The following is an 11463-nucleotide window of genomic DNA, read 5'->3' on the forward strand; positions in this document are numbered from 1 at the left end:
GGTCGAGGCGACATCTCAGAGGCGACGTACTCAGCGCCTCACCGGCGACCCATGGGTCGTGAACACAGGGAGAGGCACATGGCATCCAATTCCGCAGCCGAGATCGTCGACGCCGTCGGCGGCCCCGGCAACATCGCAAGTCTCACGCACTGTGCGACCAGACTGCGCTTCCAGCTGAACGACGGGGACCGGGTCGACAAGGCCACCGTCGAGGCGATCCCCGGGGTGCTCGGAGCGGTGCCCCAGGCCGGCGATCGCTTCCAGGTCGTCATCGGCGGCGGCGTGCAGACCGTCTACAACGAGATCATGGCGCTGCCGGTCATGGCCGGCGGTGGCTCCGCGGGCGGCGGCGACGGCGAGAGCATCGCCGACATCAAGGCGCGCGAGCGCGCGAAGGGCCCGCGCGGCACCAACGCGTGGCTGGACACCCTGTTCGAGTTCCTCTCCGACTCGTTCCGCCCGATCCTGGGAGCGCTGCTCGGCGCATCCCTCTTCATCACGTTCATGGCCCTCGCCGCGACCCTCGGCTGGATCCCGGCGTGGAACTCCCCGGGCGTGACGCTGCCGCCGTCGTGGGCGTTCGTGAACCTGATGTGGCAGTGCGTCTTCATCTTCCTGCCGCTGATGGTCGCCTACAACGCGTCGCAGAAGATCGGCGCCGACCCGTGGGTCGGGTTCGCCATCATGGCCGTCGTCATGCTCCCGGGGTTCACCGCCCTCGGCCAGAGCGACCAGGCTCAGCAGATCGTGTTCGCCGGCAAGGAGATCACGACCGTCTCCGTGTTCGGCATGCCGCTGACGATCTTCGACTACGGATCACAGGTGTTCCCGCCGTTGCTGATGGCGGCCGTCCTCGGGCTCGTCTACAAGGGGCTGAAGAAGGTCATCCCGGAGAACATCCAGCTGATCTTCGTGCCCTTCCTCTCGATGCTCATCATGATTCCGCTGACCGCCTTCCTCATCGGCCCCATCGGCGTGTACGCCGGCGCGGCGCTGGCGAACGCGCTGAGCGCGATCAACACGTTCTCGCCGTTCATCTTCGCGATCGTGATCCCGCTGGCCTACCCCTTCATGGTGCCGTTGGGTCTGCACTGGCCGATCAACGCGATCATGCTGCTGAACATCCAGACCCTCGGCTACGACTTCATCCAGGGCCCCATGGGCGCGTGGAACTTCGCGTGCTTCGGTGCGACCGCCGGAGTGCTGATCCTCGCCTGGCGCGAGAAGGACAAGCAGATGAAGCAGACCGCGACCGGCGCGCTCGCCGCGGGTCTGCTCGGCGGCATCTCGGAGCCGTCCCTCTACGGCATCCATCTGAGGTACAAGCGGATCTATCCGCGGATGCTGGTCGGATGCCTCACGGGCGGACTCATCATCGGGATCGGCTCGCTGGTCCTGGGCCTCAAGAACGGCATCACGACGCAGGCGTTCGTCTTCACCTCGCTGCTGACGATCCCGGCCTTCGATCCGATCGGTCTCTACCTGATCGCCGTGGCCGGTGCGTTCGTCGTGGCCATGCTCCTGGTGATGGTGTCCGGGTACAAGAACCCGGAGCCCGCCGCGGCGGGTGTCGTGGGCGGGGCGGCCCTCGCCGCCGACACCGCGGACGAGAAGGCCTCGCTCGCCGGTGTCGCGGGCGGCTCGGACCTCCTTCCCGGCGGAGCGGCGGCACCGGCGTCGGCCGGCGCCGCGACCGCCGTGGCCACCCGCGCGGGCGGCGAGACCCGGAATGTCGGTGCTCTCATCCAGGTCGCGTCGCCGCTCGACGGCACGGCGGTCGCACTCGACCAGGTCCCCGACCCCGTCTTCGCGGGCGGCGTGATGGGGCCCGGCGTCGCGATCGAGCCGACGGGCGACACCGTCTACGCCCCGGGTGCCGGCGTCGTCGTCGCCGCGCAGCCCACGGGCCACGCCTTCGGGCTCCAGCTCGACAACGGCGCGGAGGTCCTCATCCACGTCGGCATCGACACCGTCAATCTGAAGGGCGAGGGCTTCGACGTCAAGGTCGCGGGCGGTGACCGCGTCGAGACCGGCACGCCGCTCGTGACGTTCGACCGTGCCGTGATCGAGAAGGCGGGCTATCCGCTCATCACCCCCGTCATCGTCCTCAACGGCGACACGTTCGACACCGTCGACCCGGTGGAGCTCGGAGCCGTCCACCACGGCGACCCGCTGCTGGACATCCAGAAGAAGGACTGATTGCGCGCGGTGCGCTCACCGAAGGCCGGGACGGCGACGTCCCGGCCTTCGTGCGTCCGGGGTGTCCGACTCCTTGGCATGCGAGTAGTATCTATGTCGTTCACCAGGACGGGCCGGAGAAATGATCGCGAACGCGCACGACACGACATCGGCGGCGGATGCCGCGTACTCGGATCTCAAAGAGAGGATCCTCGACGGCGAGCTGCCGGGCGGGACGATGGTCAGCGAGGGGGCGATCGCCGACGCGCTCGGGATGAGTCGCACCCCCGTGCGCGAAGCCTTCCTGCGTCTGCAGGCCGAGGGCTGGATGCGTCTGTATCCCAAACGGGGCGCGCTCGTGATCGACGTGCAGCCGCGCGAGCTCGACGACGTCGTGGAGGCCCGGGTGCTGATCGAGACGGATGCCGTGCGCCGGCTGGTGCGCGACGCCGCACGCAGCGACGGTGTCGCCGCAGAGCTCGGCGACATCGTCGAGCGGCAGCGACGTGCCCACGTCGAGGGCGACCTGTCCGGGGTGGCCGATGCGGACACCGCCTTCCACGCGACGATCGTCGAGGCGGGCGGGAACGCGCTGCTCGCCGGGTTCTTCGGCTCGCTGCGCGATCGGCAGCGGCGCATGGTCGCGCGCTCGCTCTGGCGTCGAGACGAGCGCACCGAGCGTGTGCTGGAGGACCACGAGATGCTCATCCGCCTGATCGGCGACGGCGACGTCACGGCGTTCGAGGTCGCCCTGGCGCGGCACATCCGCAACACCCACCGGGAGCTGCTCTCGTGAGCGCGACCTCGACCGTCCCGGTGTCCGCCGAGCGCCCGGCCCGCGCGCCCCGCCGCCTCGCGCCCTGGCTGAGCGTGGGCGCGGCGCTGTTCGCCGTCGCCTGGGGCGGCAACGAGTTCACCCCGCTGCTGATCATGTACCGCCAGGTGGATCAGATGAGCGCCGTCACCGTGAACATCCTCCTCGCCGCGTACGTTCTCGGCATCGTGCCGGCGCTGCTTCTGGGCGGGCCGCTCTCGGACAGGTTCGGGCGGCGGCCCCTGTTCGTCCCGGCGCCGCTGATCGCGGTGGCGGGCAGCGCGCTGCTGGCCGCCGGCGCGGGGTCGGCGCCCCTGCTGTTCGCCGGGCGCGTCCTGTCCGGGGTCGCGCTCGGCCTCGTGATGGCCGTGGGGACCAGCTGGGTCAAGGAGCTCTCGGACGCTCCGTTCGACGCGGCGAGCGTCGACGGGCGAGGAGCCTCGCGCGCCGCCCTGGCGCTGACGACCGGGTTCGCTCTCGGTGCCGGCGTCGCGGCCGCCCTCGCCCAGTTCGGACCGATCCCGACGGCGTCGCCCTACCTCGTGCACATCGCCGTGACGCTCGCCTCGTTCGTCGTGCTGCTGCGCGCCCCCGAGACCCGTCCGCGCCGCGTCGCGGGCGGATCCCTGCTCAGGGACCTGCGCATCCCGACCGCGATGCACCTGCGCTTCCTGCTGGTCGTCGCCCCGGTGGCCCCGTGGGTGTTCGGCACCGCCGCGAGCGCCTACGCGATCCTCCCCGCGCTCATGGCCGCCCAGGTCCCGGGCCACGAGGTGGCCGTGTCGGGACTTCTGTGCGTCGTCGCCCTCGGCTGCGGGGCGGGCGTGCAGCGCTTCGCCTCGCGCGTGGACACGCCGACCTCGGCGCGCGGGGTGGGAGTCGCCCTCGCCGTGACGATCCCCGCGATGGTGCTCGCCGCCCTCGCCGTGGCGACGCAGTCGCTCCTCGTCGCCTTCGTGGCGGCGGCCGTGCTGGGCGCGTCGTACGGCATGCTGCTGGTCGGCGGGCTGCGCGAGATCCAGCGCATCGCGGGACCGGACGACCTCGCCGGCCTCACCGCGGTGTTCTACTCGCTGACGTACCTGGGCTTCTTCATCCCGGCCATCCTCGCGGCCCTCGGTGCGTGGCTGAGCTACGCGACGATGTTCCTGGCCGGTGCGGTGATCGCCGCGCTCAGTCTCGGTCTGGTGGCGGCGAGCTGGCGCCGTCACCTTCCCGCCCGGACCGATCCCGCCCGGTAGTCCGCCCGGCCCCGCCCGGGAGCCGGGTGCGGACGGCGTCCCAGACGGCGTCGGCGACGACCCGCTTCGTGCCGGCGACGTCGGCGACGACCATGTCGTCCGCGTCGATCAGCAGGACGCGGTTGTCGGGGCTCTCGAACCCGGTGTTCCAGTCCACGCGGTTCACGGCGAGGAGGTCGACACCCTTGCGGGCGCGTTTGCGTCGTCCGCGTTCGCGCAGCTCTCCGTCGTCCCCCGCGGTCTCGGCCGCGAAGCCGACGACGACCTGACCCGGTCGGCGCGTCGCCACGAGGCCCGCCAGGATGTCGGGATTCGGCGTCAGATCGAGCCGCGGGACGCCGTCCTCCTTGCGGAGCTTCTCCGCCGAGACCGACGCCACGCGGAAGTCGGCCACGGCGGCGACCATCGCCACCGCATCGGCCGCCGCCGCGGCGTGCGTCATGGCCTCGGCCAGCTCGGCGGCCGTGCCGACGCGCACGATCCCGATCCGCGGGTGGCGTGTCGCCGCGTCGAGCACGCCGTCATCGACGTGAGCGGCCACCAGGGCGACCTCGGCGCCGCGGTCGGCCGCGGCGAGGGCGAGCTGCGCCCCCTGCCGTCCGCTGGAGCGGTTGCCGAGGAAGCGCACGGGATCGATCGGCTCGCGCGTCCCGCCGGTCGAGACCGCGATCCGCAGGCCCGCGAGATCCGCGTCGGCCGCGCGAGCGGTGTCCGCCGCGATCGAGAGCGCCGCGGCGGCGATCTCGTCGGGCTCGACCATGCGGCCCGGCCCGCTGTCGCCCCCGGTGAGCGGCCCGTCCGCCGGTCCGACGACGTGCACTCCGCGCGCCCGGAGGGCCGCGACGTTCGTCTGCGTGGCGGGATGCTCCCACATCGCGGTGTGCATGGCCGGGGCGACGACCACCGGTGCGGTCGTCGCGAGCAGGGTGACGCCCAGCAGGTCGTCGGCGATCCCGGCCGCCATACGGGCGAGGGTGTTCGCCGTGGCCGGCGCGACGATCACGAGGTCGGCCGAGGTGCCGAGGGCGACGTGGCGCACCTCGGCGACGTCGTCGTGCACGCTCGTCGTGACAGGATGCCTACTGACGGCCTCCCACGTGGTCGTCCCGACGAAGCGCAGCGAGTCCGCCGTGGGAACAACGTGCACCTCGTGGCCGTTGGTCACCAGGGCGCGCACGAGGTGCACCGTCTTGTACGCGGCGATGCCGCCCGTCACGCCCACGACAACGAACATGGTCCGATCCTCCCACGCCGCCGCGGCGGGACGGCGGACAGAGAGGGACCGCGCTGTGTGCACCGTCATCGTCCACGTCCCGGGCGTCCCGGGTGCCCCGGTGCGCCTGCTCGCCGTGCGCGACGAGGACCCGGCGCGGGCGTGGGATCCCCTGGGCCCGTGGTGGCCGGAGCTCCCCGGAGTGCGCGGAGTGCGCGACCGGCGCGCCGGCGGCGCCTGGCTGGCCGCCGACCCCGAGACCGGGCGACTCGCGGTCATCCTCAATCGTGCCGACATCCTGCCCGAGGACGGAGCGCCCCCGCTCTCGCGCGGCCGGATCGTCCTCGACGCCGTCGCCGGGCGGGCGCCGGCCGACCCGCCGGGGACGCACGGCTTCAACCTCGTCGAGGCGACGGCGGCGGGAGCGTCCGTCACGATGTGGGACGGCACGGCGCTGCGGACCGTCGCGCTGGGCCCCGGCGTCCACATGATCGCGCATGACGACGTCGACGACGCCGGGACGGCGCGCATCGCCGCCTGGCGCGGCGCCTTCACCGCTCCGGAGCCCACCGCCGACCGGTGGGCGGAGGACTGGCTCGACACCCTGGAGCGTACGAGCGCGGTCGGTCCGACCGACGATCGGGCGATCGTGCGCGACAACAGGCCGTTCGGATACCCGACGCTCTCGCTTCTGGTCTGCACCGCCTCGATCGGCGCCGACGGCATCGACGTGCGGTACGGGGAGTTCGACGAGCCGGGGGAGTGGAACCGCCCCCGGCTCGCGTGACCCCGCCTCGGCGGGGCGGGGTCACGCCTCGCGGCGGATCGCCGTCACGAGGGGGCGGGTTGCGGAGAGCGAGAGCCGCACCAGCAGGATGCCCGCGACGAACGTCCCGGCGATGACGGCGAGGGAGACCGGCGAGACCAGCACCGTCACGCCGACGACGGGCAGGGCGAGCACGGCTCCCACCGCGGCGCCCCCGAGCGCTGCCCACCGCAGGGGCACCATGACCGTGAGCGCGCGGGCGCGGCGCAGCTCGCGCACGGGCATCCCCAGGCGGTCGAGGCCCACGATCAGCTCGCGATCCTCGAGCACCGAGGCGGCCTGCGTGACCCCGACCGAGCACGCGAGCAGGGCGAAGCCGACGGCGAGGGTCACCAGCACCCCGGTGTGCATGTCGTCGAAGATCACCCGCTGCACCGCGGATGCCCCGTCGTCGCCGGCCAGGGTCGCGAGGCTCGCACCGCTGCCGCCGACCACCGCGATGAACGCGATCATCGCGATGCCCGAGACGCGCCGCCACGCCGATGCCGCGTGCGCGGCGAGCTCGCGCCCGGCGGTCAGTCGCGCCGGCGACGAGGTGGCACGCGCCATGGCGCGGCCCCGGGCGGCGATGAGCGGGGTGCCGACGAGGTTCACGACGAGGAGGGCGACGCCGAACAGGCCGAGCAGGACCGCGACACCGACCGCCGCGCCCCACACCTGCGCCACGACCGAGATGTTCGAGACGACGACGGCCACCGCGACGATCGCGAGGACGCCGACGACGAGGAGTGCGATGCGCCGGCGGGGCGGATCGGTGCGTCGGGCGACGCCGAGCGGTGTCAGCCGCACGCGCCGCAGTCCGAGAGCCGCGCTCGCCGTCGCGACGAGGACGACACCGGCCACGGCGGCCAGGGCGATCCCCGCGCCCGGCCACAGCGCTCCCGCGCCGACCGGCCCGCCGAAGAACGGCAGCAGCCCGACGAGCGGCAGGAGGAGGGCGAAGAGCCCGACGCCGAGGATGCCGCCGACGAGGGCGGTTCCGGCCGCCTCTATCACGGTCATCGCGCCGACCTCGCCCGAGGTGGCGCCCAGGAGGCGGAGCGTCGCGAGGCGGTCGTTCCGCCGGCGGGCGGAGAGCCGTGCAGCGGCGGCGCCGAGGGTCGCGATCGGCACCGTGAGCAGGACGAGTGCGAGAGCGCTGAGCACGCGGTAGATCATCTCCAGCTCGCCCGCGGCACGCGGATCGGTGAAGAACATGCGCACTCCGCCGGCGACGACCAGCAGCATCGCCGTCGTCACCGCGAACGCGACGACGGGCAGCACGAGGGCCGCGCGGCCCTGACGTGCGGGGCGGGCGAGCAGCGTCGTGAGTGTGAGGATGCGTGCGAGCGAGCCGCGACGGGGCGATGCCTCGAGGGGGAGCGGGGCGGTGAGCGCGCTCATCGCGCGCCTCCCGCGATCCCGGTCGCCGCGGTGTCCTGGACGACCCGCCCGTCGGTCATGCGGACCGTGCGCCCGCAGCGCGCCGCGACTCCCGGGTCGTGGGTCACGACGACGAGGCTCCGCCCCTGGCCCGTCGTCGCGTGCAGCAGGGCGGTCATCACCTCCGCCGACGTGCGGGAGTCCAGGGCGCCCGTGGGCTCGTCGGCGAACACGATCGGGGCGCCGGTGACCTGGGCGCGTGCGATGGCGACGCGCTGCGCCTGCCCGCCGGAGAGCTGGCCGATGCGCCGCTGCTCCATGCCGGCCAGCCCCAGCGCGCCGAGCCATGCCGCGGCGTGCGCCTCGGCCTGGGCTCGGGGCATCCCCTGCAGCAGCAGTGGCAGGGCCGCGTTCTCGACGGCGGTCAGCTCGGGCAGCAGGAGGTGCTCCTGGAAGACGAAGCCGAGGCTCGATCGCCGGACGGCGGAGCGCTGATCCTCGTCCATCCCGACGAGCTCGACGGGAGCGGCGTCCGGCACGGAGAGCCGCACCGAGCCGCCGTCGGGGGAGACGATGGCGGCGAGGCAGTGCAGCAGCGTCGTCTTGCCGGAACCCGACGCGCCCATCACGGCGACGGACTCGCCGGCGGCGATCGAGAGGTCGACCCCGGCGAGGGCGACGAGGTCGCCGTAGCGCTTGACGAGGCCGGTGGCGGACAGGAGGGGTGTATGCATGTCTCCAGTCTTCGCGGCGCGGATGCCCGCGTCGTCGCCCGGGGGGTGTATGCGGCATCCGTCGCGGGGACGATCCTGGGCAGGCCGCCGGGCGGATGCCCGTGGACGTGTCGGGCGGGGGTGGTACCGTCGCGGCATGGAGGCCGAGGGCGACGCCGGGACGGCGGTGGAGGTCGTGTTCTTCCCGGACGCGGCGGCGTTCCGGTCGTGGCTCGCGCGGCACCACGCCACGGCGACCGAGCTCTGGGTGGAGAGGCGTCCCCGCGCGCATCCCGAGCCGGGCCTGTCGTGGGAGGATGCGGTGCCCGAGGCGCTGTGCTTCGGCTGGATCGACTCGACGTCGCGGAACATCGGCGGGGTCCGCGCCCAGCGGTGGTCGCCCCGACGCCCCGCATCCACCTGGAGCGTCGTGAACGTGGCACACGTCGAGCGGCTCCTCGCGGAGGGGCGGATGCACCCCGCCGGGATCGCCGCCTACGAGCGCCGACGGCCGGCGCGCACGGGGGTGTACTCGCACGAGAGGCGCGACGAGCTCGAGGCGGCCGAGGCGGCGGCCGTCGCCGCCGTGCCCGCGGCGCGCGCCTTCTGGGAGGCGGCGACGCCGGGATACCGCCGCGCCTGCGCGAACTGGGTGCACAGTGCGGCGCGGGAACAGACGCGCGCGGCGCGACTGGCGACCCTCGTCGAGGACTGCGCGGCCGGGCGACTGGTGCCGCCCCAGCGGTACGGAGACGCGCCGTCCTGGCTGCGCCGTGCCGCCGAGGCCGCCGCGGCGGCCTGACGCGTCCGTCCGGCGCCTCGGCCTGACGCGTCCGTCCGGCGAGCGGCGGTCGCCGCGCGCGTCACCCCTCCCGCGCCGGTTCCGCCGCGCCCCGAGCCACCCGGCGCAGCAGGAGCACGCCGTCGTCGAGGGAGACCGGTGCGCCGTCCGGGTCGTGTGCCTCGCGCGTGCGCACCTCGACGATCTCGGGGATCCACTCCGCGGGGTCCAGGCCGAGCAGCGGCAGCTCCTCGGCGGGGGTGCGCAGGTGCGGGGCGTGGTCGTCGTCCGCCCCGCCGTCGTGCGACCAGGGCGGCGGAGTGGCGTGCGAGACGACGAGGAGGTGTCCGCCCGGTGCGACGCGCTCCGCCGCGCGCCGGAGGAGGGAGATCCGCGGGAAGTCGGACTCCCACGAGTGCAGGAAGCTCGAGGTCACGAGGTCGAAGGTGCGGCCCGGCGCGGCGACCTCGACGGCATCCGTCGTGAACTCCACGCGATCGGCGAGCCCCCGCGCGCGGGCGGCGGTGCGCGCGCGCTCCACGGCGGTGCCGGCGACGTCCACGCCGACGACCCGCCAGTCGCGTTCGGCGAGCCAGACGGCGTCGCCGCCCTCGCCGCACCCGAGGTCGAGGGCCGTGCCCGGCGCGAAGCCTTCGGCGATCGCGGCGAACGTCGCGTTGACACGCCCCGACCAGACCCGGTCGGACGCGGCGTAGCGCTCCTCCCACGCGGCGTCGCGGACGTGGGCGCGGTCGGCGACGGCCGCGCGCGCATCCTCCGCGACGAGCGCCGCGTTCACCGCGGCGCCGGCCATCGACCCCGCGGCCATCGCGACGGGGACGTTGGCGTAGGGGGCGACGACGTTGCCGGCGCCCCACACGCGCGGGTGCGTCGTGGCGCCGAGCGCGTCGACGGCGAGCGGCGACCCCGGGAGGTCGGTGCGCGCGAGGCCCAATCCGTCGGCGAAGCCCAGATCGATCACGGGGTCGGGGGCGCAGAACAGTGCGTCGACGGCGTGGACGACGCCGTCGACCGTGCGGATGCCGACGATGCGGTCGATCGTGCCGGTCGAGCCGGTCGTGCCGGTCGCCGCGTCCGCGGCCACGACCTCCCGCACGGGCGTCGCGATGATCCGGACTCCCCGGGCCGTCAATCGCGCGCGGACGTCGTCGGGGAGGGGATCCACCGCCGCGGTGAAGGCGGTGACCTCCGCGCTCCACTGACGCACGAGCTCGAGCTGGTGCAGGCTCTGGGCGCTCGTCGCGAGCACGCCGAGGGCGCGGCCCGCGACCTCGAAGCCGTGGCAGTACGGGCAGTGCAGCACGTCGCGCCCCCACCGCTCGGCGAGGCCCGGGACCGCGGGCAGCTCGTCGCGGATGCCCGGGGCCAGGATGACCGCGCGCGTGTGTTCGACCGCGCCGTCGGCACGTTCGACCCGCAGCGTCCCGCCCTCGTCCCGGATCGAGGCGACCCGAGTGGCCGCGATCTCGACGCCGTAGCGCCGCGCTTCGTCGCGGCCTCGCGCGAGGAGCTCGCGGGGATCCGCGCCGTCGTGGCCGAGGACGCCGTGCATGTGGGCGGCGAAGCGGTTGCGCGGCTCCCCGGCGTCGACCACGAGCACGCGTCGCCGCGCCCGGCCGAGCATCTGTGCGGCGCTGAGGCCCGCGGCGCCCCCGCCGACGATGACGGCGTCCCACGGGCGGAGGTCGGTGTGTGCGGTGAGGTCCATGCCACCAGCATTCCCACCGGCATCCCGTCCTTGCAAGCGATCTTGCGGTAATGGCAAGATGTGCGCATGGATGATCCGATCGCCCACGTCGGACCGCGCCTGCGCGCCGCGCGCCAGGCGCGCGGCTGGACGCTCGACGAGCTCGCCCGGCAGGCGGGCGTGTCGGCGAGCACGCTGTCGCGCCTCGAATCCGGCAAGCGCCAGGCCTCGCTGGAGCTGCTCCTGCCGGTGACGCGACGGCTCGGCATCCGCGTCGACGACCTGCTGCCCGCAGAGAGCGTCGATCCGCGGGTCCGTCGCGCCGTGGAGCGCCGCGACGGGATGCTGATCGCGCCGCTCACGCTCGCGCATTCCCCCGTGCAGGCGGTGAAGATCGTCTATCCGGCTCTGCGCATTCTGGGTGGGGTGAGGCGCTCGGGCGTGGCGTGACGGGGTGAGGTGGGTCGAGGCCCGGAGGATCGGTAGCGACCAAGCAACCTGTTCGTCCGGAGACCTCGACCCGTGCCTGATGCTACGCGCTGCGCCGCCGCGCGCCCATGTTCTGCTGTCTACTGTGATCGCTGCGACCTGCTCGTCGGACTCGACGGGCTCCGGGTGGCCGGGGTC

General features: G+C 73.9%; 9 protein-coding genes and 1 pseudogene. 6 read left to right on the plus strand and 4 right to left on the minus strand.

Annotated elements, in window-relative coordinates; all coding sequences use genetic code 11:
• Positions 1 to 78 precede the first annotated feature (78 nt).
• The 3 genes from WFI00_RS04675 (at position 79) to WFI00_RS04685 (ending at position 4233) form a co-directional block, all read left to right on the plus strand.
• Positions 79 to 2199: a glucose PTS transporter subunit IIA gene (locus WFI00_RS04675; protein ID WP_336630809.1), complete on the plus strand. Its 2121-nt coding sequence runs from the start codon at positions 79 to 81 to the stop codon at positions 2197 to 2199.
• Between the two features lie 121 nt (positions 2200 to 2320).
• Positions 2321 to 2974, plus strand: a complete 654-nt coding sequence (locus WFI00_RS04680; RefSeq protein ID WP_336630810.1) for a GntR family transcriptional regulator — start codon at positions 2321 to 2323, stop codon at positions 2972 to 2974.
• Positions 2971 to 4233, plus strand: a complete 1263-nt coding sequence (locus tag WFI00_RS04685; protein WP_336630811.1) for an MFS transporter — start codon at positions 2971 to 2973, stop codon at positions 4231 to 4233. The genes WFI00_RS04680 and WFI00_RS04685 overlap by 4 nt, the downstream gene beginning before the upstream one ends.
• Here the strand turns inward: WFI00_RS04685 and coaBC are convergent.
• Positions 4166 to 5467, minus strand: coding sequence for a bifunctional phosphopantothenoylcysteine decarboxylase/phosphopantothenate--cysteine ligase CoaBC (coaBC, locus tag WFI00_RS04690; protein WP_336630812.1), 1302 nt, complete (start codon positions 5465 to 5467; stop codon positions 4166 to 4168). The genes WFI00_RS04685 and coaBC overlap by 68 nt on opposite strands.
• A gap of 55 nt (positions 5468 to 5522) precedes the next feature.
• On the opposite strand from coaBC, the gene WFI00_RS04695 reads away from it, so the two are divergent.
• Positions 5523 to 6233: an NRDE family protein gene (locus WFI00_RS04695; protein ID WP_336630813.1), complete on the plus strand. Its 711-nt coding sequence runs from the start codon at positions 5523 to 5525 to the stop codon at positions 6231 to 6233.
• 21 nt (positions 6234 to 6254) lie between these two features.
• Here the strand turns inward: WFI00_RS04695 and WFI00_RS04700 are convergent, their stop codons facing one another.
• Both WFI00_RS04700 and WFI00_RS04705 read right to left on the minus strand, forming a co-directional pair.
• A complete protein-coding gene (locus tag WFI00_RS04700) occupies positions 6255 to 7655 on the minus strand; it encodes an FtsX-like permease family protein (RefSeq protein ID WP_336630814.1) in 1401 nt (466 codons plus the stop codon).
• Positions 7652 to 8368 (minus strand): ABC transporter ATP-binding protein, encoded by a 717-nt coding sequence (locus tag WFI00_RS04705; protein ID WP_336630815.1) that lies wholly within the window; start codon positions 8366 to 8368, stop codon positions 7652 to 7654. Before WFI00_RS04705 ends, WFI00_RS04700 begins: the two co-directional genes overlap by 4 nt.
• Before the next feature lie 136 nt (positions 8369 to 8504).
• Between WFI00_RS04705 and WFI00_RS04710 the strand changes: the two genes are divergently transcribed.
• Positions 8505 to 9149, plus strand: a complete 645-nt coding sequence (locus tag WFI00_RS04710; protein ID WP_336630816.1) for a YdeI/OmpD-associated family protein — start codon at positions 8505 to 8507, stop codon at positions 9147 to 9149.
• 61 nt (positions 9150 to 9210) lie between these two features.
• On the opposite strand, the gene WFI00_RS04715 is transcribed toward WFI00_RS04710, so the two are convergent.
• Positions 9211 to 10857: a bifunctional NAD(P)/FAD-dependent oxidoreductase/class I SAM-dependent methyltransferase gene (locus WFI00_RS04715; RefSeq protein ID WP_336630817.1), complete on the minus strand. Its 1647-nt coding sequence runs from the start codon at positions 10855 to 10857 to the stop codon at positions 9211 to 9213.
• 66 nt (positions 10858 to 10923) lie between these two features.
• Between WFI00_RS04715 and WFI00_RS04720 the strand changes: the two are divergent.
• Positions 10924 to 11244 (plus strand): annotated as a pseudogene (locus tag WFI00_RS04720) (helix-turn-helix domain-containing protein); the annotation flags it as partial.
• Positions 11245 to 11463 lie beyond the last annotated feature (219 nt).

This window comes from Microbacterium sp. MMO-56 (assembly GCF_037146215.1).
GTDB lineage: Bacteria > Actinomycetota > Actinomycetes > Actinomycetales > Microbacteriaceae > Microbacterium.

Excerpts from the sequence above, each read along its gene's own strand:
- WFI00_RS04675 (WP_336630809.1), top strand. The coding sequence starts at position 79 with ATGGCATCCAATTCCGCAGCCGAGATCGTCGACGCCGTCGGCGGCCCC.
- WFI00_RS04680 (WP_336630810.1), top strand. The coding sequence starts at position 2,321 with ATGATCGCGAACGCGCACGACACGACATCGGCGGCGGATGCCGCGTAC.
- coaBC (WP_336630812.1), bottom strand. The coding sequence starts at position 5,467 with ATGTTCGTTGTCGTGGGCGTGACGGGCGGCATCGCCGCGTACAAGACG.
- WFI00_RS04700 (WP_336630814.1), bottom strand. The coding sequence starts at position 7,655 with ATGAGCGCGCTCACCGCCCCGCTCCCCCTCGAGGCATCGCCCCGTCGC.
- WFI00_RS04705 (WP_336630815.1), bottom strand. The coding sequence starts at position 8,368 with ATGCATACACCCCTCCTGTCCGCCACCGGCCTCGTCAAGCGCTACGGC.
- WFI00_RS04710 (WP_336630816.1), top strand. The coding sequence starts at position 8,505 with ATGGAGGCCGAGGGCGACGCCGGGACGGCGGTGGAGGTCGTGTTCTTC.
- WFI00_RS04715 (WP_336630817.1), bottom strand. The coding sequence starts at position 10,857 with ATGGACCTCACCGCACACACCGACCTCCGCCCGTGGGACGCCGTCATC.